This is a genomic window from Pseudomonas sp. UW4 (assembly GCF_000316175.1).
Taxonomy (GTDB): Bacteria; Pseudomonadota; Gammaproteobacteria; order Pseudomonadales; family Pseudomonadaceae; genus Aquipseudomonas; species Aquipseudomonas laurylsulfatiphila.
On sequence record NC_019670.1, the window covers coordinates 3,395,005 to 3,421,782 of the forward strand.

At 62.6% G+C, this 26,778-nt stretch carries 24 protein-coding genes; 13 read left to right on the forward strand and 11 right to left on the reverse strand.

What is annotated here, in order from left to right:
- Positions 1-14: 14 nt before the first annotated feature.
- Entirely contained in the window at positions 15-809 is a 795-nt protein-coding gene (gene fabI / locus PPUTUW4_RS14685; RefSeq protein WP_007979113.1) for an enoyl-ACP reductase FabI, read from the forward strand.
- 177 nt (positions 810-986) lie between these two features.
- Here fabI and PPUTUW4_RS14690 read toward each other — a convergent pair whose 3' ends face one another.
- Complete coding sequence (locus PPUTUW4_RS14690; protein WP_015095380.1) at positions 987-1,853, reverse strand: LysR family transcriptional regulator; 867 nt, start codon at positions 1,851-1,853, stop codon at positions 987-989.
- A gap of 113 nt (positions 1,854-1,966) precedes the next feature.
- Here PPUTUW4_RS14690 and PPUTUW4_RS14695 point away from each other — a divergent pair, with 113 nt between their 5' ends.
- Positions 1,967-2,392 carry a VOC family protein gene (locus tag PPUTUW4_RS14695; protein ID WP_015095381.1) on the forward strand — a complete coding sequence of 142 codons (426 nt, stop codon included), beginning with the start codon at positions 1,967-1,969 and terminating at the stop codon, positions 2,390-2,392.
- A 141-nt stretch (positions 2,393-2,533) separates the two neighbouring features.
- Here PPUTUW4_RS14695 and PPUTUW4_RS14700 read toward each other — a convergent pair whose 3' ends face one another.
- The 5 genes from PPUTUW4_RS14700 to PPUTUW4_RS14720 form a co-directional block, all read right to left on the reverse strand.
- Positions 2,534-3,115 (reverse strand): GGDEF domain-containing protein, encoded by a 582-nt coding sequence (locus PPUTUW4_RS14700; protein ID WP_015095382.1) that lies wholly within the window; start codon positions 3,113-3,115, stop codon positions 2,534-2,536.
- A 74-nt stretch (positions 3,116-3,189) separates the two neighbouring features.
- Positions 3,190-3,771: a hypothetical protein gene (locus tag PPUTUW4_RS14705; protein WP_015095383.1), complete on the reverse strand. Its 582-nt coding sequence runs from the start codon at positions 3,769-3,771 to the stop codon at positions 3,190-3,192.
- Position 3,772: 1 nt separating this feature from the next.
- Entirely contained in the window at positions 3,773-5,941 is a 2,169-nt protein-coding gene (locus PPUTUW4_RS14710; protein WP_015095384.1) for a xanthine dehydrogenase family protein molybdopterin-binding subunit, read from the reverse strand.
- 7 nt (positions 5,942-5,948) lie between these two features.
- The gene (locus PPUTUW4_RS14715; RefSeq protein WP_015095385.1) at positions 5,949-6,404 is read right to left on the reverse strand and encodes a (2Fe-2S)-binding protein; all 456 of its coding nucleotides are present in this window, start codon (positions 6,402-6,404) and stop codon (positions 5,949-5,951) included.
- 171 nt (positions 6,405-6,575) lie between these two features.
- Complete coding sequence (locus tag PPUTUW4_RS14720; RefSeq protein ID WP_015095386.1) at positions 6,576-7,730, reverse strand: NnrS family protein; 1,155 nt, start codon at positions 7,728-7,730, stop codon at positions 6,576-6,578.
- 360 nt (positions 7,731-8,090) lie between these two features.
- On the opposite strand from PPUTUW4_RS14720, the gene PPUTUW4_RS14725 reads away from it, so the two are divergent.
- The 5 genes from PPUTUW4_RS14725 (at position 8,091) to PPUTUW4_RS14745 (ending at position 13,658) form a co-directional block, all read left to right on the forward strand.
- Positions 8,091-8,615 carry a sigma-70 family RNA polymerase sigma factor gene (locus PPUTUW4_RS14725; RefSeq protein ID WP_041474885.1) on the forward strand — a complete coding sequence of 175 codons (525 nt, stop codon included), beginning with the start codon at positions 8,091-8,093 and terminating at the stop codon, positions 8,613-8,615.
- The gene (locus PPUTUW4_RS14730; protein ID WP_015095388.1) at positions 8,612-9,595 is read left to right on the forward strand and encodes a FecR domain-containing protein; all 984 of its coding nucleotides are present in this window, start codon (positions 8,612-8,614) and stop codon (positions 9,593-9,595) included. The genes PPUTUW4_RS14725 and PPUTUW4_RS14730 overlap by 4 nt, the downstream gene beginning before the upstream one ends.
- Positions 9,596-9,694: 99 nt before the next feature.
- Positions 9,695-12,184: a TonB-dependent siderophore receptor gene (locus tag PPUTUW4_RS14735; RefSeq protein ID WP_015095389.1), complete on the forward strand. Its 2,490-nt coding sequence runs from the start codon at positions 9,695-9,697 to the stop codon at positions 12,182-12,184.
- 103 nt (positions 12,185-12,287) lie between these two features.
- Positions 12,288-12,791, forward strand: coding sequence for a VOC family protein (locus tag PPUTUW4_RS14740; RefSeq protein WP_015095390.1), 504 nt, complete (start codon positions 12,288-12,290; stop codon positions 12,789-12,791).
- A gap of 33 nt (positions 12,792-12,824) precedes the next feature.
- Positions 12,825-13,658, forward strand: coding sequence for an AraC family transcriptional regulator (locus tag PPUTUW4_RS14745; protein ID WP_015095391.1), 834 nt, complete (start codon positions 12,825-12,827; stop codon positions 13,656-13,658).
- 230 nt (positions 13,659-13,888) lie between these two features.
- Here PPUTUW4_RS14745 and PPUTUW4_RS14750 read toward each other — a convergent pair whose 3' ends face one another.
- On the reverse strand, positions 13,889-14,476 hold the full coding sequence (locus tag PPUTUW4_RS14750) for a LysE family translocator (RefSeq protein ID WP_015095392.1): 588 nt from the start codon (positions 14,474-14,476) through the stop codon (positions 13,889-13,891).
- 86 nt (positions 14,477-14,562) lie between these two features.
- A complete protein-coding gene (locus tag PPUTUW4_RS14755; RefSeq protein ID WP_015095393.1) occupies positions 14,563-15,894 on the reverse strand; it encodes a PLP-dependent aminotransferase family protein in 1,332 nt (443 codons plus the stop codon).
- 89 nt (positions 15,895-15,983) lie between these two features.
- On the opposite strand from PPUTUW4_RS14755, the gene PPUTUW4_RS14760 reads away from it, so the two are divergent.
- The 5 genes from PPUTUW4_RS14760 (at position 15,984) to PPUTUW4_RS14780 (ending at position 20,329) form a co-directional block, all read left to right on the forward strand.
- Positions 15,984-16,880 carry a DMT family transporter gene (locus tag PPUTUW4_RS14760; protein WP_015095394.1) on the forward strand — a complete coding sequence of 299 codons (897 nt, stop codon included), beginning with the start codon at positions 15,984-15,986 and terminating at the stop codon, positions 16,878-16,880.
- A gap of 91 nt (positions 16,881-16,971) precedes the next feature.
- Positions 16,972-17,592: a LysE family translocator gene (locus PPUTUW4_RS14765; RefSeq protein WP_015095395.1), complete on the forward strand. Its 621-nt coding sequence runs from the start codon at positions 16,972-16,974 to the stop codon at positions 17,590-17,592.
- 184 nt (positions 17,593-17,776) lie between these two features.
- On the forward strand, positions 17,777-18,859 hold the full coding sequence (locus tag PPUTUW4_RS14770) for a bifunctional transcriptional activator/DNA repair protein Ada (RefSeq protein WP_015095396.1): 1,083 nt from the start codon (positions 17,777-17,779) through the stop codon (positions 18,857-18,859).
- A 35-nt stretch (positions 18,860-18,894) separates the two neighbouring features.
- Positions 18,895-19,707 (forward strand): isocitrate lyase/phosphoenolpyruvate mutase family protein, encoded by an 813-nt coding sequence (locus tag PPUTUW4_RS14775; RefSeq protein WP_015095397.1) that lies wholly within the window; start codon positions 18,895-18,897, stop codon positions 19,705-19,707.
- 4 nt (positions 19,708-19,711) lie between these two features.
- Complete coding sequence (locus PPUTUW4_RS14780) at positions 19,712-20,329, forward strand: DNA-3-methyladenine glycosylase (RefSeq protein WP_015095398.1); 618 nt, start codon at positions 19,712-19,714, stop codon at positions 20,327-20,329.
- 131 nt (positions 20,330-20,460) lie between these two features.
- Here PPUTUW4_RS14780 and PPUTUW4_RS14785 read toward each other — a convergent pair whose 3' ends face one another.
- The 3 genes from PPUTUW4_RS14785 to PPUTUW4_RS14795 all read right to left on the reverse strand — a co-directional run bounded on the left by PPUTUW4_RS14785 (position 20,461) and on the right by PPUTUW4_RS14795 (position 23,655).
- On the reverse strand, positions 20,461-21,558 hold the full coding sequence (locus tag PPUTUW4_RS14785; RefSeq protein WP_015095399.1) for an extracellular solute-binding protein: 1,098 nt from the start codon (positions 21,556-21,558) through the stop codon (positions 20,461-20,463).
- Between the two features lie 2 nt (positions 21,559-21,560).
- Positions 21,561-22,670, reverse strand: a complete 1,110-nt coding sequence (gene aguA, locus PPUTUW4_RS14790; RefSeq protein WP_015095400.1) for an agmatine deiminase — start codon at positions 22,668-22,670, stop codon at positions 21,561-21,563.
- Positions 22,671-22,770: 100 nt separating this feature from the next.
- Positions 22,771-23,655: a LysR substrate-binding domain-containing protein gene (locus tag PPUTUW4_RS14795; RefSeq protein ID WP_015095401.1), complete on the reverse strand. Its 885-nt coding sequence runs from the start codon at positions 23,653-23,655 to the stop codon at positions 22,771-22,773.
- A 398-nt stretch (positions 23,656-24,053) separates the two neighbouring features.
- Between PPUTUW4_RS14795 and PPUTUW4_RS14800 the strand changes: the two genes are divergently transcribed.
- Positions 24,054-26,297 (forward strand): TonB-dependent siderophore receptor, encoded by a 2,244-nt coding sequence (locus PPUTUW4_RS14800; protein ID WP_015095402.1) that lies wholly within the window; start codon positions 24,054-24,056, stop codon positions 26,295-26,297.
- The last annotated feature ends 481 nt before the right edge of the window (positions 26,298-26,778 follow it).

Genomic DNA, 26,778 nt, shown 5'->3' on the forward strand with positions numbered 1-26,778 from the left:
AAGAGGAGCAACACATGGGTTTTCTCGCCGGTAAGCGCGTACTGATCGTCGGTGTCGCCAGCAAGCTGTCCATCGCATCCGGCATTGCTGCCGCCATGCATCGCGAGGGCGCTGAGCTTGCCTTCACTTATCAGAACGACAAACTCAAGGGTCGTGTCGAAGAGTTCGCACAGAGCTGGGGTTCGAACCCTGAGCTGTGCTTCCCGTGCGACGTGGCCAGCGATGAAGAAATCGCCAAGGTCTTCGTTGAACTGGGCAAAAAGTGGGACGGCCTGGACTGCATCGTGCACTCCGTGGGCTTCGCCCCGGGCGACCAACTGGACGGCGACTTCACCGAAGCCACCACCCGTGAAGGTTTCCGCATCGCTCACGACATCAGCGCCTACAGCTTCGTGGCCCTGGCCAAGGCCGGCCGCGAAATGATGAAAGGCCGCAACGGCAGCCTGCTGACCCTGTCGTACCTGGGCGCCGAGCGCACCATGCCGAACTACAACGTGATGGGCATGGCCAAGGCTTCCCTGGAAGCCGGCGTACGTTACCTGGCCGGCTCCCTGGGCCCGGACGGTACTCGCGTCAACTGCGTATCGGCAGGCCCGATCCGCACCCTCGCCGCTTCCGGCATCAAGAACTTCCGCAAGATGCTGGCCGCCAACGAAGCGCAAACTCCGCTGCGCCGCAACGTCACCATCGAAGAAGTCGGCAACGCCGGCGCCTTCCTGTGCTCGGACCTGGCGTCCGGCATCAGCGGTGAAATCATGTACGTGGACGGTGGCTTCAACACCACGGCCATGGGCAGCCTCGAAGAGTAATCTTCGGTCAGCCAATAAAAACCCGCCTCTATTGGCGGGTTTTTTATTCCCGTAATTTCAGACCTGATGTAATCCCCTGTGGGAGCGAGCTTGCTCGCGATGGCGATCTGTCAGTTGGCATCAATGGTGAATGTCAGTCCGATATCGCGAGCAAGCTCGCTCCCACAGGGGTTATATTCAGTCAGCTATCGGCGTCAGGCATTGGGCAAACAACCGCTGAATCGCCTGATTACGCTGGCTGTAGCGCTGCAACAAGACAATTTCTCGATAGAAGGTCAGCTCGCCTAAGCGGATCACCCTGACCTTCGCCCCATGCTCCAGCCAAAGCCCCGCCTCCGGCAGCAGGGAAATCCCCAACCCACACTCGACCATTTTGACAATCGCCTCCAGTTCATCCAGCTCCAGTGCCCCGTGCACCTCGATCTGCTGTTCGCGCAAAAAACGCGTGACCAGTCGCCCGCCAAACGAATTGCGGTCGTAACGCACATGCGGGTGCTCGGCGAGCAGTTGCAACGGATCATCACCGTCCAGGTCCGCCGGTACGATCAGCACGAACGGCTCCCGGCGTATCACCTGCGCGGACAACTCCTTGGGCAACTCGAATGGCGGCTTGATCAAGATCGCCAGATCCACTTCTCCGGTGTCCACCTGACTCAGCAGGTTCAGTGACACACCCGGCACCAGTTTGGGCTCCAGCAAGGGCGCCTGCTGGCGCAATCGCAACAGCGCCTGAGGCAGCAGCCCGGTCTGGGCGGTCGCCACCGCGCCGATTTTCAACTCGCCACGGTACTCGCTGACATCGTCACTGACCGCCATGCGGCTGAAGGTTTCGAGCATTTCCCTGGCCATTGGCAACGCACGCTGCCCCGCCGTATTGAGCAGCGCCTGGCGGCCGGTGCGGTCGAACAGACGGATGCCCAGGGCCTGTTCAAGGTTGCGAATCTGCGCGCTCACGGCCGACTGCGTCAGGCCGATATGCATGCCGGCCGCGGCGAACGTGCCGTGACGCACCACGGCGACAAAGGTTTTCAGTTCTCGCAGCATGGCGGCCTCGATTGATCGAAATAATTTGAGCTCGACACAAAAATTATCGTCTTTCAATCAAAAAGCACAGGGCTAAACTCAACCCACGCCCACCCACCACCGAGGTTCGCCCGATGCAACTGTCCCCTTTTCACCTGGCCATTCCGGTCTACGACTTGCCCGCCGCCCGGCACTTTTATGGCGCGGTGTTTGGCCTGGAAGAAGGTCGGTCGAGCGACCATTGGGTCGATTTCAATTTTTTCGGCCATCAACTGGTGATCCACCTGGCGCCGAAAAACCCTTCGCAAGAGGCAGCCCACACCAACGCCGTCGATGGCCACGATGTGCCGGTGCCGCATTTTGGCGTGGTGCTCGGGATGGCGGAGTGGGAAGCATTGGCCGAGCGGCTGAAGTCACTGGGAACTCGCTTCGTGATTGAGCCGGGGATTCGTTTTCAGGGGCTGGTGGGGGAACAGGCGACGATGTTTCTGTTCGATCCTTGCGGGAATGCGCTGGAGTTCAAGGCGTTCAAGGATATTGGGCAGTTGTTTGCCAAGTAAGGATATGCGCAGCCTGTCAGGCCGCCTTCGCGGGCAAGCCCGCTCCCACAATGGCCGGCGTTGTTCACAAATTGACGGTCCACTGCAAAACACTGTGGGAGCGGGCTTGCCCGCGAAGAGGCCAGCCAATACAACGCAGCCCTAACGGCTCATCACACTCTCGGCCTCCTCCAGCAGCTCCTCGATCGAGCCATGAACAACCGGGTCATATTCGACCTGCACTACGCTGAAGTGAATGTCATAACTGCGATGCGCCGCAGCGTTGCGCTCGTCGAGTATCTCATTGAGTCGTGCCTTGATCGCCCCAGTCTCCACGGTGCCAGACCCTGTCAGCAGCGCCACGAAGCGGTCGCCTTCGAGCCGGCCGACCACATCGTTTTCACGAAAGCCGATACGCAGCACATCGGCGAAGGTCTTGAGTGCATCGTCACCTTTGGCCCGGCCATACAGATAGCTGATGCGCTTGAACTCATCGAGGGAGAAATACAGCAGCGTCGCCGGCGTCTCCAGCGCCAGGCAAGCGTCCAGCCCGAGCCGGGCCAGCGCGGTGAAGCCATGGCGATTGGACAGCAGCGTCAGCTCATCCATGCTTGCCATTTGCACGCCCGCCAGCTCTCGCTCGGCCTGGCGCGCCATTTCACGCAGCCGCTCCCGTTCTTGCTGTGGCGTGAGCAACGGGCTCGCGGAACGGCCCGATTTGCCCGTTTTGCCTGAGATCAACATCGTTCACTCCCATTGCTGGTATGCACTTTAGAGTCGCCCATACCCGCATTGACTCCCTGCAAGCGCGCCGTTGGTCAGCTACCCGCCACCGGACACGGCCCTCCTGCGTCGGCCCAGCGTTTGAACTGGCTGACGAAGATGTCGTGCGGCACCGGCACCGGCGCGCGATTGCCACCCGGGTTCCAGCCCCACAGCACCAGTTTGTCGTCGCTGACGTGCTTGATCAGCGCGGCGAAATCCCGGTCGCCGTTGCTGGCGCGATCCTTGATCATCGCGCACAGACGGTCGGCCGGCAGGCCGATCCAGGCCATCCGCTGCGCTGCCGGCGGCAGGCTCCAGTGTGGCGCCCCGGGCGGCGCATGAGGGCCATAGCTGGCCGGTGGATTGCTTTGCCCATGGCAGGCTGCACAGGGCAACCCGGCCGAGCCCTTGCCGTCCATGCCGCGCACGACATTCATGGCGTGGGGCACGCCGGCATCGAATTGCAGCGGCGAATCCCCGGGAATGTGACAGTTCTGGCAACGCGGGCTCTGGAAGACCTTCTGCACGGTGTCGAACGCCTGCAAGGCCTCGCGGTCATCGGCGAATACATGCGACGCGTAGGCTGCAAGACAGATCAGAATCACCGTCCCGAGCAACCAGTGGTGACGTTTCATCTCACACCCCCGACAGCTGCAAGGGCAGCTCGCGCAGGCGCTGCCCGGTCAGGGCAAAAACCGCGTTGGCCACCGCCGGTGCCGTGGGTGGCACACCGGCTTCGCCGATACCGCCGGGTTTGTTGCTGCTGGGCACGATATACACTTCGACCACCGGCATTTCGTTGAGCCGCAGCACTTGATAGTCGTGATAGTTGGACTGCACCACCTGCCCGTCCTTGAGTGTCAGCTTGCTGTGCAAGGCGAAGCTCAGGCCAAAGGTGATGCACGACTCCATCTGCGCAGCGATGCTCTGCGGGTTGACCGCAATGCCGCAGTCCACCGCACACACCACCCGGTGCACGTGGATGGCGAGGTTGTCCTGGGACACCTCGGCCACCTGGGCCACGTAACTGCCGAAGGATTCATGCACCGCCACACCCAGGGCATGGCCATCGGGCAGCGGTGCCTTCCAGTTGGCCTTCTCCACCGCCAGGTTCAACACACCGAGGTGGCGCGGATGGTCCTTGAGCAAGGTGCGCCGGTACTCCACCGGATCCTTGCCGGCCGCCGTGGCCAGTTCATCGATCAGCGACTCCACGACAAACGCGGTGTGGGTGTGGCCCACCGAACGCAGCCACAACACGCTGATCCCGGTTTGCGGCGAGTGCAGTTCGATCTGGTGATTGGCCAGCCCTCCGATGTAGGGGCTGTCGGCCACGCCTTCGACCGAGGTCTTGTCGATCCCGTCCTTGACCATGCTCGCTTCAAGCGAGGTTCCAGCCATGATCGACTGCCCGACCATCACATGCTTCCAGGCCAGTGGCAGGCCGTCAGCGCCCAGCCCGATACGCGCATGGTGCAGGAACGCCGAACGGTAATAGCCGCCGCGGATGTCGTCCTCCCGCGCCCACACGGTTTTCACCGGCATCCGGGCGGCCTTGGCGACATGCACCGCTTCGCTGACGAAATCCGAGGTCGGATTGGCCCGGCGCCCGAAGCCGCCGCCGAGAAACTCGGTATGGATCTCGACCTGCTCGGGTTTAAGCCCGGTGATTTGCCCGGCGACTATTTGGTCCAGGGTCTGGAACTGGGTGCCGGTCCAGATTTCGCACTTGTCCTTGCTGATGCTCACGGTGCAGTTAAGCGGTTCCATCGGCGCATGGGCCAGATAGGGCACGCTGTATTCGGCGTCGATGGTCTTGGCCGCTTTCGCCAGCGCAGCCGGGGTATCGCCCGCCTGACCGGCGTTCAGCCCAGGGGTGGCGGCGAGCTTGCGGAAGCTTTCCAGCAGCGCCTGGCTATTGAGCCTCGCGTTCGGCCCCGGGTTCCACTCGACTTTCAGCGCATCGCGCCCCAGCTTCGCCGCCCAGTAATGATCGGCAATCACCGCAATGCCCGTCGGCACTTGCACCACTTTGTGCACGCCAGGAATCGCCAGCGCCTCGGCGCCTTCAAAGGATTTGACGCTGCCGCCGAAGGTGGGCGAACGGGCGACCATCGCCGTCATCAGCCCATCGAACTGCACGTCCATGCCGAATTTCGCCCGGCCGGTGATTTTCTCCGGTGTGTCCAGACGCTGGGTGGGTTTACCGATCAGCCGCCAGTCTTTCGCGTCCTTGAGTTTGATCGAGGCGGGGTCCGGCGGTGGCAGCTGTCCGGCGTCATCGGCCAACTCGCCGTAGGTGGCGCGATGCTCACCGGCAACCACCACGCCCGACTCTGTATGAATTTCGGAGGGAGCAACGTTGAAACGCTTGGCCGCGGCATCGATCAACATCAAGCGCGCCGCCGCGCCGGCCTGACGATAGCGATCGAACTCCATCCAGGTCGAGGTCGAGCCGCCGGTGATCTGCATCCCGCCAAACCCGGGCATACCGTAGTCGGCGGCCGATGCCGGGGAATGCTCGACGCGGATCTTCGACCAGTCGGCGTCCAGTTCTTCGGCAATCAGCATGGTCAGGCCGGTCCAGATGCCCTGGCCCATTTCCGAATGGCCGAGCAATACGGTGACGCTGTTGTCATTGCCAATGCGCAGGAAAGCGTTGGGCGCAAATACGTTGCCTTGATTCTCCGCGCCCATGGCGAACCGGTGGGCGCCGGGCATGACAAACGCCACCACCAGCCCTCCGCCCAGCACAGCACTGCCCTTGAGAAAACCACGGCGCGATAACCCGTTGATGCTGTTCATGGCCACCTCAACCCAGCTCGGCGGCGCGCTTGACCGCCGCGCGAATCCGCGGGTAAGTGCCGCAGCGGCAGATGTTGCCGGACAGCGCCTGATCGATGTCGCTGTCGGTCGGTTTGGGAATTTTCGCCAGTAACGCCGCCGCCGACATGATCTGCCCGGACTGGCAGTAACCGCACTGAACCACGTCGAGTTCCGCCCAGGCCTTTTGCACCGGATGCGAGCCGTCCGCCGACAGGCCTTCGATGGTGAGAATCTTTTGTCCATGGGCGACGGCAGTAGCCGGTGTGATGCAGGAGCGTAGCGGCGCGCCATCGACGTGCACTGTGCAGGCTCCACATTGGGCCATGCCGCAACCGAACTTGGTGCCGGTAAGGTGGGCGACATCGCGCAAGACCCAGAGCAACGGCATGTCGGCGGGGACATCCAGCTCCTGATCCTGGCCATTGATGTTCAGGGTGAGCATGGCGCGATTCCTCAGACTCACGGTGATCTGAAGGGGCGTCGCTGCAGCCTTGTACAACCTGCGCGCGCCTCGGGTATCCCTTCAGCTAAGCGCAGATTTGCCGCCAGACCATTGCGCATCGACCACCGGTCATGCAAAGGCCGCCTCGATGGACGGCCCTGGAACCCTTCACTAGAGCCTTGGCCCCAACAAGATCCCGGTGTAGCGCCAGACAAAAACCGCAAAAGCGCTACACCACAACAGCGCCGACAGCGCCAATCCAAGACTGGAAAAAGGCACCAGCCCTACCCGGCACGCCCCCGCCAGCAACACCAGGACAAACCCCGCTACGACCGCCCCGGACGGCTGCAGCAAACGCCCGGTATGCCCCAGACTGACCCGCGCGATCATCGCCAGAATCAACCCGCCGATACCGCCGACGGCCAGCGAATGGGTGGCCAGGCTTTGTTGCGCCAGCCAACCCAGGTGCCACAGCGCCATGGCCAGTGTCGCCACGGCGAGCCAGGCGTAAGCCAGGTACAGCGACCACAGCAGCGGCACGCGCCACAGGCCGCGGTCATTCCAGCGCCACAGGCGCAGCAGGTGCAAAGCACTGATCAACGCAAACAACGGCGCCAGCCACACACGGGGGACGTCATTCAAACCGGCGGCAAAGGACAGCGCTGCCAGCATGGCGCTGACCAGCAGCACTTTGCCCGGCAACGGATGGGCCGCAGCCGTTGCCGGACGGTTCAAGCCGCGCTGGATAAAGAACGGAATCACCCGCCCGCCAATCACACTCATCAGCGCACCGACCAGCCACAGGGCGGCCAGCACGCCATGTCGTTGCAGGTTGCCGTCATCAACGACAAAACCCAACAACGTCAACGCCTGAAACCCGGCCAGCAGCGACACCATCAGCAGAATCGGATAATTCTCGCGCTTGCCCGCAGCCACCAGGTCGCGCCCCAACGCCCATGCCAGCAGCGGCAGAAAAGGCACCTGCAAGGCCAGCAGCAAGGATGCAGGCATCGGCAGCCACCAGGCCAGCCGCGCCAGCAGCCATACCAGCACCAGGCCGATCAGCGGCCAGCCCTTGAGCCCCGGTCGACCTGTCCAGTTCGGCACCGCGGTCAGGAGGAACCCGGCGATGATGGCAGCGGCAAATCCGAAGGGCATTTCATGTCGATGCCAGGCCAGCATGCCGCCCACGGGTTGCGCTTGGGGTAAACGGCCGTACAGCCACATTGCCCAGACCGCCACGGCGAGGCTGGCGAACCCGGCCCCGGCCAGAAAGAACGGCCGAAAACCAACACTGAAAAGCGCTGCAGCGCCAAGCTTACGCATCAAGCCACCACCTGGAGCAGGCTTGGGCTCTGGCGATATCTCTGAAGTTTGCTGGAGAAGTCGGACATTTTGCGTTTTCCTGAAGGCGTTCAGTTGTACCTCTTCTGCATCATGTTTCGTGCCAATGAGATATCTCCCGGTAAATCAATGACCTCAGAAAGTCGCAGTCAATATGACTCATGCAAAAAATAGTCCTTATGACACACACAAGAGTCATAACGACTGCAAGCTCATTCGAGCCCGGGCCGAACCTGATAAAAGCAAACCAATATCATTTGCACAGTCATAGGCCTTTTGTTTTAATCGCGATCAATTCTTATTTGCATAGGCGTGCGGATCGCCCATGGACATGTGCTCACGATGACGGTTGCCGACTCCTCCTGCGTCCAGAACCTCTACGCCAGCCACCACCACTGGTTGCACGAGTTGCTGCGCCGACGCTTGAACAATGCGTTCGATGCCGCCGACCTGGCCCATGACACCTTCATTCGGGTGCTCAAGCGTCCGCAGGTGTTTGACGGGGAAACCCACGAACGCTCTTATCTGGCGACCATCGCCCGAGGCCTGTGCATTGACCACTGGCGTCGTCGCCAGCTGGAACAGGCCTGGCTCGAGACCCTGGCCGCGCAGCCCCAGGCCGTCCAGCCTTCGCCGGAGCAGCGGGCGATCATCGTCGAAACCCTGTACGAAGTGGATGCCATGCTGCAGCGCTTGCCCCAGCGGGTGCGTGATGCGTTCGTTCTGGCGCAGGTGCATGGGCTGCCCTACCGAAACATTGCCGAAGAAATCGGCGTGAGCGAGCGCATGGTGAAAAAGTACCTGGCCCAGGCGCTGATGCATTGCGCAATGCTCGAAGCCGAACTCGACGGCCTGCTGATTCAATGACCCGCGCCGCCACCAACGCCATCAGCCACGCCAGCCTCGAACAGGCGGCAAGCTGGTACGTGCAACTCAACGATCACCACGCCAGCGAACAGGAACGCGAGCATTGGCAAGCCTGGTTGGCGCAAAGCGGCGAGCATCAGGCCGCGTGGCACTATGTCGAGCGTGTGAGCCAGCGCTTTGCCGCGCTGCAGGACACTCATCAACAAGCGGCCGGCCACGTGTTACTCAACAGCGGCCGCGCTTCCATCAGCCGCCGCCAGACGGTCAAAAGCCTGCTGGTGCTGGTGTCGGGCAGTTGGCTCGGCTGGAGCGCATGGCGGCAAAGCGCCCTGCCGCTGACCCTGACCCGATGGACCGCGGACCTCTCCACCGGCACCGGCGAAACCCGGGAAGCCCGGCTCAGCGATGGCAGCCAGATCTGGCTCAACGCCCTCAGTGCGCTGAATGTACGCTTCGACATCGCACAACGTTTACTGCTGTTGCAGGCCGGAGAGGTGTTGATCGACACCGCCAGCGACACCAGCCGCCCGCTGCTGGTGCAAACCGTCGAGGGCCGCCTGCGCGCGCTGGGTACGCGTTTCAGCGTGCGTCAGGAAGACCGGCAAACACTGTTGAATGTCTACGAAGGCGCAGTTGAAGTCCGCACCACCCAGGGTCAGATGCAGGTGGTCAAGGCCGGACAGCAGCTGTGCTTTACACAAGACCACACACCGACACCGACCGCTGCGTCGGCCGGCCGCGAAGCCTGGCGCCGCGGCCTGTTACTGGCGGACAACCTGCCGCTGGGGCAGTTGCTCGAAGAACTGAGTCGCTATCGTCCAGGGCATCTGGGATGTGACCCGGCGGTGGCCGGGCTGCCGGTCATGGGTGCGTTCCCGCTCAAGGACACCGATCAGGCTTTGCGCCTGCTGGAAGCGGCATTGCCGGTACGGGTGCAGAAGCCGCTGGAGTGGTGGGTCAACGTAGGCCCGAAAACCTGATGAGCGTTTTTTCCGGTGCGTCGGTTCCCTTTTGCCTTTTTCGCTCGGTTAATCCTTCAAGCACTACGAATGCAGATTGATCCGACTTCCGGGAACTCCATGCCGCGCGCCACCCTTACTCGCCAGCGCTTCGCCTTGCATCCGCTGGTGCTGGCGCTGGCGGTGGTCTTGCCGGGCCTGGACGTGTCGCGCAGTCAAGCCACCCCTCTGGTCGATAGCGAACAACCCGGCAGCCAGACACGCCATTACGCAATCGCCGGCGGATCGCTGGTGAGCGTTCTCAACCGCTTTGCCGAACAGGCCGGGATCTTTCTCGCCGGACACAATGAACTCGCTGCCGGCAAACGCAGCCCTGGGCTGAACGGTGTCTACAGCCAGCAACAAGCGCTGCAACAACTGCTGCAAGGCAGCGGCCTGCAAGCGCAACGCCAGGGGAACGGCGGTTATGTGTTGCACGGCGCCACCGTGGCACAAGATGCGCTGGAACTGGGGGCGACCAACATTTCCGGGCAGGCACTCGGGACGATCAGCGAAGACTCCCATTCCTACACCGCCGGCTCGACGTCTTCAGCGACCGGCCTGCCGCTGTCTCTGCGCGAGACGCCGCAATCGGTCACGGTCATCACCCGCCAACTCATGGACGACCAGGGCGCCACCAGCATCGTCGACGCCCTGCGCCGCGCGCCCGGTATCAGCGTGCAAAACTACGACAGCGAGCGCTGGGAGTTTTCCAGCCGTGGCCTGCCAATCACCAACTTCCAGTACGACGGCGTCAATACCGACTACGACGGTGTCTACGACTACGGCACCACCAGCACCGACATGGCCCCCTATGACCGCGTCGAAATCATCAAGGGCGCGACCGGCCTGATGACCGGGGCGGGTGATCCCTCGGCGACCGTCAACCTGATTCGCAAGCGCCCGACCCCGGCATTCAAAGCCTCGGTCAGCGGCACCGTCGGCTCCTGGGACACCTATCGCAGCGAAGGCGATCTTTCCGGCCCGCTGAGCGCCAGCGCCAATGTCCGCGGGCGTCTGGTCGGGGTCTATCAGGACCGCAGCGCCTACGTCGATCACTACCGCAACGCCAGGGACATCGCCTACGGCATTGTCGAGGCCGACTTGACCCCGGACACCCTCGTCACCCTCGGTATCGACCAGCAAGACACCCGCTCCCGAGGCGCCAGCTGGACCGGTTTCCCGATGTACTACAGCGACGGCTCGCGCACCGATTTCTCCCGTTCCTTCAACCCGGCCACCGACTGGAGCCGTCGCGATTTCACCAACCAGACGCTGTTCGCCAACGTGCAGCAACAACTGGCCAATGACTGGACACTCAAGGTCAGCTACGACCGCAAGCACCGCCAGCACGATACCTTCCTCGCCTCCGCCAGTGGCGGCAACCCGGACCCGGTCAGCGGTGACGGCATGTTCATGTACATGGGCAAATTCAAGGGCGACCAGGTGCAGGACAACGTCGACGTCAACCTGAGCGGACCGTTCACCCTGGCAGGTCGCGAGCACGAACTGATCGCCGGGTTCATGTCGATGAACACGCGCCAGGACATCCCGGTGTACGGCTCGGTGTATCCGCCGGTGGACGGCAGTATCTTCGATTGGCGCGGCGAGTTTGCCAAACCCGAGATCCCCCGGGTGGGCACCGACGACATCGTCCAGCGCCAGACCGGCGCCTACCTGGCCGCCCGGCTCAAACCCCTCGACGACCTGGCGCTGATCCTCGGCGCACGTGTCAGCAACTTCAGCGGACACGACGACCTGGACTACAGTGACCCGCACAGCGCCGACCTTCGCGACAGCTATCGCCAGAGCGGTGTCGTCACGCCTTACGCCGGGCTTGTCTATGATCTCGACGACACCTGGTCGGTGTACACCAGCTACACCAGCATCTATCAGCCGCAAATGAGCAAGGACGCCAACCGGCAACTGCTCGATCCGGTACAGGGCAAAAGTCTTGAAGCGGGCATCAAGGCCGAATACTTTGGCGGGCGCCTGAACGCCAGCTTCGCCCTGTACCGCATCGAACAGGACAACATAGCCGAACATGTCAGTGGCATCGATACCGAGTCGGTGTACCGCGCCGTCCAGGGCGCCACCACCCAAGGCTTCGAGTTCGAACTGGCCGGCGAGTTGCGTGACGGCTGGAACCTGTCGGCCGGCTACACCTACAACCACACCCGCGATGCCCAGGGTGATTACGTCTACGGTTCGGTGCTGCAAACCACGGCACCGGAACAGCTGGTGCGGGTCTTCAGCACCTACCGCCTGCCAGGCACGTGGGACGGGCTCACCATCGGCGCCGGCCTGAACTGGCAAAGCGAATTCTTCGGCAAGGTGTTCCGTCCCGACCCCGCCGATACGGTGAACTTCGGTCAATACACGACAATCACCCAACCGGGCTACACCCTGGTGGACGCGATGGCGCGCTATCGCTTCAACGAGCACCTGAGCACTACGCTGAACGTGAAGAACCTGTTCGACAAAACCTACTACACCGGGCTGGGCAACTTCGGCACCGGGTTTTATGGCGAACCGCGCACCGTGCAACTGACCACCCGGTGGGCGTTCTGATCGCGTCCTGAAACGGCTGTTTGGCGATCTACGGTACTGCCGACCCCACTCAGGCTGGCTACGCTGTATTCCTGCATGCATAACCTGCCGAGGAGTGCCCGCCATGCAACGCGTACAAAAACTCACGCCCTGCCTGTGGTTCGCCGATCAGGCCGAAGCAGCGGCGAAGTTCTATTGCTCGATCTTCGACCATTCGAAAATCACCGCCATCACCCATTACGGCCGCGCCGGTTTCGAGTTCCACGGCCGGCCCGAAGGCTCGGTCATGACCGTCAGCTTCGAGCTCGACGGCCAGAGTTTCACCGGCCTCAACGGCGGCCCCTTATTCACGTTCACTGAGGCGGTTTCGTTTCAGGTCAATTGCCTGAACCAGGAAGAAGTCGACCATTACTGGGGCAACCTGTCGGCCGGCGGAGCACCCGAGGCCCAGCAATGTGGCTGGCTGAAAGACAAGTTCGGGCTGTCGTGGCAGATCGTCCCCGTCGCGATGATGGACATGCTCAAAGACCCCGACACGAAAAAATCCCAACGGGCCATGCAGGCGATGATGCAAATGAAAAAACTCGATATCGCCACACTGCAACGAGCCTTTGACGGCGAGAGCTAATACACTCCGGCACTGACCTGCCGAGGAGAAAGCATGAAGCACGCCGTTGCCAAGAACGCCGACAAGGCCCCGCGCTTCTGGCGCGATGATGCCCTGCCCTTCATCGAGGCCCGCGCCATCGCCGACGGGCGCGAGGTCTGCTACACCCGGCACGCCCACCAACACTTTTCCATCGGAGCGATCACCGCCGGGCGCAGCACCTATCTCCATGAGCAGTCAGCCTTCGAGGTCAGCGCCGGCACGGTAGTGCTGATGAACCCCGGCGACGTCCACGCCTGCAACCCGATCGAAGACCAACCCTGGTCGTACCTGATGCTGTACGTCGATACGCCGTGGCTGACGGATTTGCAGCGCCAGCTCGGGTTCAGCGATGACGCGGCGTTTCGCCGTTTTTCAGCGACCCATACGCGCGATGCCAACCTGTTTGCCGGCCTCGTCGACTTGTATGAAGTGCTGGTCGACCCGCAGCAGGATGTCCTGCGCAAGCACAGCGTGGCCGTGGAGTTTTTCACTGACGTTCAGCTACGACTCAACCCGGTCGATCAACCGCTGCGCGAACCCAATTTCAAGCTCGAGCGTGCCGCCGATTACATCCGCGACCACTGCACGCAAACCCTCAGGCTCGAAGACATTTGCGAGGCCGCGCAACTGTCGCCGTCCTATCTGATCCGCGCCTTCAAACAGCATTACGGCATGACGCCCCACGCGTTCCTGGTGAACCGGCGCATCCAGTTCGCCCAGGATCAACTGCGCAACGGCAAGCTGATCGCGGACGTGGCACTGGAAGCGGGGTTTGCCGATCAGGCGCATTTTCAACGGGCGTTCAAACAGCATCTGGCGGCGACACCGGGGCAGTATCGGGGGTGATACCCGAGGTTTTACCTAGATCTGTGGTTGGGTTAAATCTGTGGCGAGGGGGCTTGCCCCCGTTGGGCTGCGAAGCGGCCCCCGGCGTTCCTTCAGACATAGGCTGCATGCTGCTTTACGACGGCTTCGCCGCCGAACGGGGTGGTGTGGCATTCCGACAAGCCCCCTCGCCACAACAAACCCCTTTGCCACAACAAACTCACTCACCACAAATTCTGTGTTGATTGCAGCTACGGCAACACCAGATACACCGCACTCACCACCAACAACGCCGCCATCACCCGATTGAACAACCGCATCCCCGCGGGATTGTTCAGAAATCCGCGCAAAAACGTCCCGGCATACGCCCAGCACCCCACCGACGCATAGCAGATCACCAGATAAATCGCGGCAAACTGCCAGACCAGGCGAGCCTCGCCATCGGCGACAAACGCGCCCATGCCGGCCACGCAGGCCAGCCAGGCCTTGGGGTTGAGCCATTGCATGATGGCGCCATACAGCATCGACGGGGCCTGCGCCGATTCACTGGCTTGCACCTGCCCATTGTCGGCCGCCAGCTTGAAGGCCATGTACAACAGAAAGGCTACGCCGGCCCATTGCACCCCCTGGGTCAATGCCGGCCACTGTTGCAACAATTCATGCAGGCCCATCCCCATCAGCACCAACAACAGGACAAACCCCAGCGTGGCTCCGGCCACGTGACGCTGGCTGGCCCGGAAGCCAAACCGCGCGCCGGCACTCAACGCCACGATATTGACCGGCCCCGGGGTGATGGACGCGACCAGCGCAAACGCCGCCATGGACATCATCAGACTCATTGCACACCTTCTTCCATCGAGTTGAACAAGGCCCCCAAGGTAAAGAGCCGAGCGGCTCGCGTATTGAACAAAACTGCCCTGCAGCGCTATGAGTAATAACCGACGACGCTTTTCACTTTGCCCAGGGCAATGCGCAGCGAGTCCATGTCCACCGAGCCCAACGCCAGGCGTATCGCGTGGGGCACATGGGTTGAAGTCGCAAAGGGTTCGGCCGGCGACACCGACACTTGCTCGCGCATCAGCGCCATGGCGATCTGGTCGGCCCGGGCGTCCTCCGCCAACGGCAACCAGATGAAGTAGGAATTCGGGTGACTGATGGACCTGAGCCCCGCCAACGTCTCGCGGGCCAAGGCTTGCCTGGCCCGGGCGTCCGCACGTTTTTGCGCTTCCAGCTGGAGGACGGTGCCATCGTCGAGCCAGGCCGTGGCGATGGCGGTCATCACGCCGGGGGTGTTCCAGGTGGTTGCCATGATGGTGCGTTCGAAGGCGGCGATCCATTGCGCCGGTGCGGCGATAAAGCCGACGCGCAAGCCGGTGGCGATATTCTTCGACAGACCGGACACGTACACCGTTCTCTCCGGCGCCAGCTCGGCCAGCGGTGGCGGTACGTTTTCGGCCAGGAACGCGTAGGCGGCGTCCTCGATGATCGTCAGGTCGTGCTGGCGCGCTATCGCCACCAGTTGCTCGCGCTGATCGGCGTCCATCACCCAGCCCAGCGGGTTATGCAAGGTCGGCATCGAATAAACAGCGCGCACCGATCGGCTGCGGCAGAGTTTTGCCAGGGCCGGCAGATCAGGCCCGGTATCCGTGACCGGAATGGGCAAGACTTCCAGATGCAGGGTTTCGGCCAGCGTCTTGAAACCGGGATAGGTCAGCGCATCAGCGGCGATGACATCGCCGGGCTTGAGCAGCGTCATCAGCGTCACCGCCAGGCCATGCTGGGCACCGCTGACGATCAGCACCTGCTCGGCCGGCACGTTCAGCCCGCGCTCGGCCAGATGACGCGCGACCGAGGCCCGCTCATGCAAGCGCCCGGCGTGGGGCTGGTAACGCAGGAGCGCCTCCAGGTCACCGGACAACGCCAGTTGACGCAAGGCATGGCGCAGCAGATCGGCCTGACCGGGCAATGACGGGTAGTTGAAATTGAGGTCAATCATCCCCGCCGCCACCACGTGCTGCGAAATGCCCTGCCCCGGCGGCAGCGAGGTCTCCCTGACAAAGGTCCCGCGACCGGTTTCGCCACTGACCAGGCCCATGCCCTCCAGTTCGGCATAGACCCGGCTGGCGGTGACCAGCGCCAGACCGTGTTCGGTTGCCAGTTGCCGGTGCGTCGGCAGGCGCGTGCCCGGCGGCAAACACCCGGAACGGATGTCGGCGGCAAAGGCATCCACCAGCGTTTTGTAGCGGGATCGAGGCATGTCGAGATGTATCCATGACAATTTTTTGATTGTATCGATACTCGCTCATACGATGGCTTTCGTGCAATCAGACAATGAGCGTGAGCCAAATGGAACGGACTTCGAACCTGCAACACCGGACGCTGGAAAACAACACCAGCGGCTGGATCAACGGACTGATCGGCGTGGTGATCTTCAGCGGCTCGCTGCCGGCGACCAGGGTGGCGGTGCTGGAGTTCGATCCGTTGTTCCTGACGGTCGCGCGGGCGACCATCGCGGCAATCCTGGCGCTGTGCCTGCTGGGGTTATTCAAGGAAAAACGCCCGGCGCGCCAGCAACTGGTCCCGCTGATCATAGTCGCCCTTGGCGTGGTGATCGGTTTCCCCCTACTGACGGCCCTGGCGCTGCAATACGTGACGTCCGCGCACTCCATCGTCTTTGTCGGCCTGTTGCCCCTGGCGACGGCGGTGTTTGGCGTGCTGCGCGGCGGCGAGCGACCACGGGCGGCGTTCTGGATTTTCTCGGTGCTGGGCAGCCTGTTGGTGGTCGGCTTTGCCCTGTCCCAGGGGCTGAGCGCCTCCCCGCAGGGCGACATCCTGATGCTGCTGGCGATCCTTGCCTGTGGCCTGGGTTATGCCGAAGGCGCGAAGCTGTCGCGCACCCTCGGTGGCTGGCAGGTGATTTCCTGGGCGCTGGTGCTGTCGCTGCCGGTCGTGGCGCTGCTCAGCTGGATGCGCATGCCGGCTTCGTTCAGCGGCATCAGCACGCCTGCCTGGTTCAGCCTGGCTTACGTCGCGCTGTTCAGCATGCTGATCGGTTTCGTGTTCTGGTATCGCGGCCTGGCCCAAGGGGGCATCGCCGCCGTTGGACAATTGCAGTTGCTGCAGCCGTTTTTCGGGCTGACCCTGGCGGCGACCCTGCTGCATGAACAGGTCAGCCTCGGCATGCTGGGTGTGACCGTCGCGGTGATCCTGTGCGTCGCCGGGGCGAAAAAATTCGCCAAATGAGCCCTGATACGGTGGTTTACGCCCATCACTGTATGGGTCTGACCACCGCCGGGCTGTGATAAAAATAGCGCTCTTGCTACAGGAGCCGACCATGGACCTCGCCACCCTCACCCTGTTTCTGCCGGCCTGCTTCGCCCTCAACATGGCACCCGGGCCCAACAACCTGCTGTCGGTCAGCAATTCGACCCGCTATGGCTACCGCACCGCGTGCGTGGCCGGCATCGGCCGGTTGCTGGCGTTCGCCGGGATGATCGCCCTGGCCTCGGCGGGGTTGGCGGTGGTGCTGCAAACCTCCGAGCTGTTGTTCTACGCTATCAAGATCCTGGGTGCGGCGTATCTGTTCTACCTCGCCTGGCAATTGTGGCGCGCCGATCCCGGTGTCGAGAACCTGGTCGCCAGCGCGCCAGCAGGCACCTTGGCACTGGCCCGGCAAGAGTTCCTGGTGGCGGCCGGCAACCCCAAGGCGATCCTGATCTTCACCGCGTTCCTGCCGCAATTCGTCGACTCGACCCAGGCCATTGCGCCGCAATTCGTCGTATTGGGCGCGTTGTTCCTGGTGCTGGAATGGATCGCCATCGGCGCCTATGCCTACATGGGCCTGCACATGCGCCGCTGGTTCGCCCGGCCGTCCGGCAAGCGCCTGTTCAACCGCTGCTGCGCCGGGTTGCTGTCGGCGGCGGCTTCGGTACTCCTGATGGCGCGCCGCGCCTGAAGGCTTTGCTTTTAATGTGGGAGCGGGCTTGCTCGCGAAGGCGTCGTGTCATTCGACATTGAGGTGACTGACACTACGCCTTCGCGAGCAAGCTCGCTCCCACAGGGTGAGATCAATTTCCCGTCCGGAATTCGCTGTCGATTTTCCGGTGGAGGCCACCCATGACGCCCTCTATGCTGCGCCCATGAACCTACAAAAAACGCTGCTCCCGCCCCGCACCGAGATGGTTCGCGCCATGCTCGAACGAGACACCTCCTACGAGGGCGTGTTCTTCACGGCGGTCAAGACCACAGGCATCTTCTGCCGCCCCGGCTGCACCGCCCGCAGCCCGAAGCCTGCGAATGTCGAGTTCTTTGCCAACGCCGAGCAATGCCTGGCGGCGGGCTACCGCGCCTGCCTGCGCTGCAAGCCACTGGACACCGCCGCCAGCGCGCCGGACTGGGTGCAGAGCCTGTTCACATCGGTAGATGCCGACCCGGAACAGCGCTGGACCGACGCCCAGCTACTGGCCGCAGGCATCGAGCCGCTGAAACTGCGCCGCTGGTTCAAGCAGCATTTCGGCATGACCTTCCACGCGTGGCTACGCGCCCGGCGCCTGGGCATGGCGTTGGGCGGGATCAAACAAGGCGACTCCATCGACGACGTCGCCTTCGATTCCGGCTACGAGTCCCTGAGCGGGTTTCGCGATGCCTTTCAAAAGTCGTTTCACATCACCCCGGGCCGCGCGGCCAACAGCGAGCCGCTGCTGTTCACCCGCCTGACCACGCCGCTGGGGCCGATGATCGCCATGGCCGAACGGCGCGGGCTGGTGTTGCTGGAGTTTCTCGATCAGACCTCATTGACCTCTTCGATCCAAACGCTGCAAAACCGTTTCGGTTATGCCGTGGCCCCGGGGCACAACACGCATTTGCAGCAGATCGAAGCGCAATTGTCAGCGTACTTCGCCGGGACGCTGACTGAGTTCAGCGTGGCTCTGCACATGCCCGGCAGCGAGTTCTCCCGTCGCGTCTGGGCTGAACTGGCGAAGATCCCCTACGGCCAGACCACCACCTACGGCACCCTTGCGGCGACGTTGGGCAAGCCTGGTGCCAGCCGGGCGGTGGGCCTGGCCAACGGGCATAACCGCTTATCGATTGTCGTGCCCTGCCACCGCGTGATCGGCGCCGACGGCTCGCTGACCGGCTACGCTGGAGGCCAGCCGCGCAAGGCGTTTCTGCTCAGGCTGGAAAACGCTGCGGTGCAACTCACGGAGCAGTTGACGCTCTGATTCCCCCACAGGCTTTTCGTAAGGAAGGACACTCGATGGACAGGCTCGACCATCAACTGCACCAACTGCATCACGAAGGTTTGCTGATCCTCACCAACGTCGCCGATGCCGCCGGGGCGCGGCTGGTGGAGCAACTGGGCAACAAGGCGGTGGCCACCAGCAGCGCCGCGGTGGCCTGGGTGCATGGCTATCCGGACGGCAATACCCTGCCCCTTGAGCGCCTGGTCTTGACCGTCGAGTCGATTGCCCGGGTCATTTCGGTGCCGCTGACCGTGGACATCGAGGCCGGTTACTCCGATGACCTGCAACGGGTGGCACAGGTGGTTGACGCGGTGATCGCCGCCGGCGCGGTCGGGATCAATATCGAGGACGGTTCCTCGCCGCCCGAGTTGCTGGTACGCAAGATTGAAATCGCGCGCCAGGTGGCCGATCGACGTAACGTGAACCTGTTTATCAATGCGCGCACCGATGTCTACCTGCGCGGCCTGGTGCCTGCCGAAGATCGCGTCGCCGAAACCCTCAGGCGCGCCGCGCTGTATCAAGCGGCCGGTGCCAATGGCCTGTTTGCGGCGGGCGTTACCGCCGAGTACGAGATCAAGGCGCTGTGCCACGGCACCTCGCTGCCATTGAATGTGCTGGGGTTCCCGGGCCTGCCGTCGCCCGAAGCGCTTGAAGCGCTCGGCGTACGCCGTCTGAGCGCCGGTTCCGGCATCGCCGAATTCCTCTACGGTGCCATGGCCGGCATTGCCCAGAGCTTTCTGCAAACCGGCAAGTTCGATAGCCACAACCTGAAGGCTTTCACCTATGGCGAAATCAACGCCCTGTTGAAACCGTCCGGGAAAGCCTGAGCCCATGGCCGACGGCTATCGGGCTGCCAGTGAGTTCCTGGCCGCCATCGATGACGACTGGCGTCGCCACATCGACGCCATCGGCCCCTGCCTGCACCAGCCGCATGCGGCGCGTGATCCCTATGAGTCGCTGGTGCGGGCGATTGCCTATCAGCAACTGCACGCCAAGGCCGGCGATGCGATTGTCGGGCGGCTGCTGGCGCTGTTCGGTTCGGGCTCCTTTCCCCGGCCTGAACAGATCGTCGCCACGGATTTCGACAGATTGCGCAGTTGCGGATTCTCCGCGAGCAAGATCGCGACCATCCAGGGTATCGCCCAGGCATCGCTGGACGGCGTGGTGCCGGATTACGCCACGGCGCTGGCCATGGACGATGAAGCGCTGATCGAGCGGTTGATCACGTTGCGCGGCGTCGGGCGCTGGACCGTGGAGATGCTGCTGATCTACAGCCTGGAACGCCCGGACATCCTGCCGGCCGATGACTTTGGCGTGCGAGAGGGTTATCGCCGGCTCAAGGGCCTGGAGGTGCAGCCGACGCGCAAGCAGATGATCGAGATCGGGTTGGCGTGGAGCCCTTACCGGACGGTGGCGGCCTGGTATTTGTGGCGGGTGCCCGGGCGGTAGACCGCGTTATCGTTCTTCGCGAGCAGGCTCGCTCCCACATTCGACCGCATTCCCATGTCAGAACTCGGTTAAATGTGGGAGCGAGCCTGCTCGCGAAGGCATCCTTACCAACAACACACAACCAGAGCCTGTCACAACCCCGACTTCAACCGGCTGAACGCCCGGATCAACGCCCGGTTGAATGCCTTGCCATTGTCATTCTTGCTGTACAGCAAAGCCTTGACCGCGGCCGGTGGATACGTCCCCGGATCATTGCGGATCGCCGGGTCGATCAAGCCATTGGCCGCCGTGATCGCATTGGCGTAATGGATGGTGTCGGTGATCGGCGCGATCACTTGCGGGGTCATCAGGTAGTCCATCAAGGCAAGAGCGGCCTTCGGATGCGGCGCATCCCTGGGAATGACCATGGCATCAAACCAGATCAACGTGCCCTCCTTCGGAATCCGGTACTTGAGCGAATAGGGTTTGCCCGCTGCCTCGGCCTGGCCCGCCGCGATGCCCACGTTGCCGTTCCACGACATCGCCACGCAGGTGTTGCCGTTGGCCAGGTCGCTGATGTTCAGGTCGTTGTCGAAGTAGCGAATGTACGGCCGAATCTTCGCCAGTTGCTGCTCGGCGAGTTTCAGGTCGTCGAGGTTCTGGCGATTGATGTCCAGCCCCATGTACTTCATGACCGCCGCAAACACTTCATTGGGATCGTTGAGCAGGCTGACCCCGCAATCGGCGAATTTGGAGACCACGGCCGGGTCGAACAGCATCGCCCAACTGTCGGTCGGCGCGTCGGCCAGGCGCTGTTTCACGGCCTGTTCCTGATAACCCACGCCCGTGGTGCCCCAGGCGTAGATCCCGGCATAGCGGTTGCCCGGATCGAACACCGCCATGTGCTGGCGGAACTCCTCGCCGACACCGGCGAAATGCGGCAGTTGCTGCTTGTCGACCGTCTGCACCGCGCCACTCTCGATGGCGCGCGACAGGTGCTGCCCCGCCGTCAATACCAGGTCGTAGCCACTGTGGCCGGTGAGCAGCTTGGTCTCGACGGTTTCCAGGGAGTCGAAGTGGTCGACCACCACATGAATGCCGGTTTTTTCCTCGAAGTTTTTCAGGGTGTCCGGGGCCAGGTACTCGCCCCAGATATACAGGTTGACCACCGGCTTGGCGGTGTCGGCGGCCTGCACACACAGGGGTGCAAGCACCAGCAGTATTGCTTGAGTCAGTTTGTGCAGGCCCATGGTCACACTCCTTTGCCAGCGTACTGCGGCATGGTGATGCACGCGACGTTACCGCCGCCGAGGAGGATTTCCCGGGAGTTTTCGATGCCGACGATGCTGTGTTTCGGGAACAGCTCGGCCAGGGTCGCCAGCGCCACCTTATCGTTGCGATCACCAAACAGCGGCACCACGATGGCGCTGTTGCCGGCGTAGTAGTTGATGTACGACGCGCAGATCTTGGTCCCGGCCTGGCGGGTATGGGTGCTGTCCTGCTGGTCCAGCCCTTCGGCTTCTTCGGCCGTCCATTGCAGCACTTCCGGCTGCGGCAGCTTGTGCACGATCAGCTCGCGGCCGCGACTGTCGCGGGTGCTGCGCAGGATGTCATAGGCTTCCTGATAGATTTCCCACTGCGGGTCGTCGCGGTTGTCGGTCCATTGCAGCACCACTTCACCGGGGCGCACGAAGCAGGCGAGGTCGTCGACGTGGCCATCGGTTTCGTCGAACTTGCAGCCCCGCGGCAGCCAGATCACCTGCTCGGCGCCGAGGTAGTCGGTCAGGCGACGGGTGACTTCGTCCTTGCCCAGATGCTGGTTGCGGTTGCGATTGAGCAGGCATTGCTCGGTGGTGAGGATGCTGCCCTGGCCGTCGCTCTGGATGCCGCCCAGTTCGGCAATCAAGGGGGCGCGATAGCGGTCGAAGCGTTCGATTTCGAGGATCTTGCTCGCGATCTGGTCGTCCTTGTCCCACGGGTAGTACAGGCCGCCGTCGAGTCCGCCGTAGGCATTGAATTCGAAGTCGACGCCGCGCACTTCGCCGCTCTGGTCATTGACCACAAAGCACGGGCCGCTGTCGCGGAACCAAGTGTCGTTGCAGGTCATTTCCACCACACGCACCTGCGGCGGCAACTGGCGGCGCGCGGTGGCGAACTGTGCCGCCGAGGCACACACGGTGACCGGTTCGCTCATGGAAATGGCGGTGACGATCTGCACCCAGACTTTCTGCGCAGGCTTGGCGCCGTTGCGCCAGACGTCGGTGCGCTCCGGCCAGCCGAGCCAGCAACCGGACTTGGCTTCGAATTCGCCGGGCAGACGGAAACCGTCCTGTTTGGGAGTGGTGTCGAGCAAACGGGCCATGGTCAAACCTCTTCATCAGGGATTGGAATGACCACAGGCTAAGGGCGTTGGCGACTGGCTCGCCAACGATGATTATTTCGGAATACTTGAATTCAACTCATCAATCGAGCAACTGATCGTTGAACCATTCCAGCATCTGCGCCACGGCCGGACGTTCCAGCCGCACCCGTTCGCACACCAGCGCGTATTGGCCCAGGGCAGTCATGCTCGACGTGAACGGCCGTACCAGGCGGCCGCTGAGCAAATCTTCCTGGGCCGTCAGGTTGTCGCCCATGGCCACGCCCTGCCCTTGCGCCGCCGCCTCCAGCGCCAGCCCGGCGTGGGCGAAATACAACTGGCGGTCGGGGCGCTGGTCGCCGGCGTGGCTGGTGAGCCACGCAGTCCAGGTCTTGCCGTCCTGGTCGTCGTGCAACAGGCAATGCCGGGTCAGGTCCTTCGGGGTTTTCAGCGAGCCCTGGTTGAACAGGCCGGGGCTGCACACCGGGAAGAACTGCAACGCCGGCAGCGGCCGGACGAAATACGCGCTGCTGTCCACCGGACCGGTGCCGTAGGTGATCGCCAGGTCGATGTCTTCCCCCGGCGCCGTGGCGTCGATCGGTTGTTCGTACAGGTGCAGGGTGATGTGCGGATAGCGCGCATAGAAATCCGTGAGACGGCTCATCAGCCACTTTTGCGCCAGCTCGGCGGTCACCGCCAGACGCAGCACCGCGAGCGATGAAGGATCGCGCAGCTCATCGCAGGCATCGCCAATCAGTTCGAACGCCTGTTGCAAACTCTGCATCAGGCGCCCGGCGGCCAGGGTCGGGCGAATCTGCCGGCCTTCGCGCACGAACAGCGGCACACCAAGCTGCTCCTCGAGCTGGCGAATCTGGTGGCTGACCGCACTGTCGGTGACACACAACTCGGCCGCCGCCCGGCCGAAATGGGCATGGCGGGCGGCGCATTCGAAGGTTCGCAGGGCTGCCAGGGAAGGTAATCGTCGCATCAGGTCATGTCCCGGTTTCGAGGCGGACATGCTGACTTGGCCTTTGCCGGGCGTCCAGTGGGACCGCGTTATCGTTCTTCGCGAGCAGGCTCGCTCCCACAGGGGGCCGCCTCGAACACCGATTCTTCGCTCAACACTGATCCACTATGGGAGCGAGCCTGCTCGCGATGGGGCCAGCTTCACCATAAAGCCACCGCGCTATCACGCGGGCTGGGCTGATCCACGATGACGGTCCATTACCCTGAAGAATCCATCACCCAGCGGCATCAGCGTTTCAGCCTGGCTCACTGAGAATAATTATCAATTTTTTCAGGCGGCAGTTCCCCTTTGCATTTTTCGTTCGGTTAACCCCTCAGAAGCACTTCAACTACCGATCGATTCGATGCAAAGGGATCCCCATGTCGCACCCGCTTGTCACCCGTTTCCGTTTTGCCTTGTGCCCTCTGGCGCTGGCCCTGCCTGCCGCCCTGCTGAGCTTCGCCGCCCACGCCGCTGAAACCGATGCCGAGAAGAAGCCGGCCAAGGACGACGGCGTGCTGCAACTGGGCGCAACGACCATTTCCGCCCAGGCGCTGGGCGCTACTACCGAAGGCACCCACTCCTACACCACCGGTTCAACGTCTTCGGCCACCGGCCTGCCCCTGTCGATCCGCGAAACGCCGCAATCGGTGACTGTCATCACCCGCCAGCAGATGGACGACCGCGGCGTGCAGACCATCGGCGACGCGCTACGCAACACCCCCGGGATTTCAACGCAGAAGTACGACAGTGACCGCACCGAATTTTCCGCCCGTGGCTTTGCCATCACCAACTTCCAGTACGACGGCATCAACATCCCGTATGACGGCGTCTACGGTGAAAACCCTAACAACAGCGACGACGCCTCCAGCCTGGACCGCATCGAAATCGTCAAGGGTGCGACCGGCCTGATGACCGGTTCGGGCGACCCGTCCGCCACCGTCAACCTGATCCGCAAGAAGCCGACCAAGGAATTCAAGGCGTCGATCAGCGGCACCGTCGGTTCGTGGGATGCCTATCGCAGCGTCGGCGACATTTCCGGTTCGCTGAATGATTCCGGCAGCGTGCGTGGCCGCTTTGTCGGCGCTTATTCCGACAAGAACTCCTACCAGGATCACTACAGCCAGAAGAAGGACCTGTTCTACGGCGTCCTCGAAGCCGACCTGACTCCCGACACCCTGCTGACCTTCGGCGTCGACAAGTCCAGCGCCACCCCGCGAGGTTCGTCCTGGACCGGCAACCCGGTGTACTTCTCGGACGGCGGCCGTACCGACTTCCCGCGTCACTTCAACCCGGGTGCCGACTGGAGTCGTCGCGACTTCGACGACATCACCTACTTCGCCTCCCTGGAACAGGCCCTGGCCAACGACTGGAAGTTCAAGGCCACGTTCGACCAGAAAACCACCGATCACGACACTCGCCTGGCCTCGGCCAGTGGCGGCAACCCGGACCGTGCCACCGGTGAAGGCATGTTTCTGTACTGGGGTCGCTGGGAAGGTCATCGCGTGCAAAACACCGCTGACGTGAACGTCACCGGCCCTTTCTCCCTGGGAGGCCGCGAGCATGAACTGGTGGCCGGCTTCATGGCCTCCCACTCGCGCCAGACCGGCGCGACCTTCGACACCAGTGCCTTCGCCATGGTCCCGGGGAGCATCTACGACTGGAATGGCGATCTGCCGGAACAGGACTTCCCGAAGAACGGCAAGTACGAACGCACCCAAAGCCAGAACGGCCTGTACCTGGCCACGCGCCTGCACGCGACCGATGACCTGTCGATCATCCTCGGCAGCCGCTTGAGCACCTTCAAGTACAACGAAGACTATTCGTACTACCCGGGTGCGGGACTCGATGACACCCATGCCAGCTACAAGGAGCATGGCGTGGTCACGCCTTATGCCGGTGTGGTCTATGACCTGGACGACACCTACTCGGCCTACGCCAGCTACACCAGCATCTACCAGCCACAGACCTACAAGGACATCAACGGTTCGACCCTGGCACCGGTCGAAGGCGACAGCTACGAAGCCGGCCTGAAAGCCGCCTACTTCGACGGGCGACTGAATGCCAGCCTGGCCTTCTTCCGCATCGAGCAAGACAACCTCGCTGAATCGATCGGCACCAACCCGGTGACCAACGAAGGCATCTACAAGGCCATCGACGGCGCGACCACCAAAGGCGTGGAACTGGAATTGGCCGGTGAAGTGGCGCAAGGCTGGAACCTGTCGGCCGGCTACACCTACGCCCGCACCCGTGACGCCGATGAACAGCGCGTCTTCGGCTTCCCGCTGTCCACCAGCAAACCGGAACACGTCGTGCGTACGTTCACCACCTACCGCCTGCCCGGCGCACTGGACAAGGTGACCATCGGAGGCGGCATCAGCTGGCAGAGCGCGTTCTACGGCAAGATCTACAGCCCGACCGTGGGCGACTACACCCGCATCAAGCAAGGCGGATACACCCTCGTCGACCTGATGAGCCGCTACCAGTTCAACGAGAACCTGAGCTTCACCGTCAACGCCAACAACGTCTTCGACAAACGCTACCTGACGGGCCTGGGCAACTTCGACACCACGTACTACGGCGAACCACGCAACGTGATGCTGACCACCAAGTGGGATTTCTGAAGCTGAACACCTGAAAAAACCGGCCTTTTTTGGCCGGTTTTTTTGGGACTTTCACTGGTTTGGAGGTCACGGTCCCTTGTGGGAGCTGGCTTGCCAGCGATGGTCGTTAACGATAACGCGTGTGAACTGGATAAACGCGGCGCACTGGAGTCCATCGCCAGCAGGCTGGCTCCTACAGTTTCAGCGTGGGCACGGTCCTTTGTGGGAGCTGGCTTGCCAGCGATGGTCGTCAACGATAACGCGGGTGAGCTGGATAAACGCGGCGCATTTGAGTCCATCGCCAGCAGGCTGGCTCCTACAGTTTCAGCGTGGGCATGGCCCCTTGTGGGAGCTGGCTTGCCAGCGATGGTCGTTAACGATAACGCGTGTGGACTGGATATACGCGGCGCATTTGAGTCCATCGCCAGCAGGCTGGCTCCTACAGTTTCAGCGTAGGCACGGTCCCTTGTGGGAGCTGGCTTGCCAGCGATGGTCGTTAACG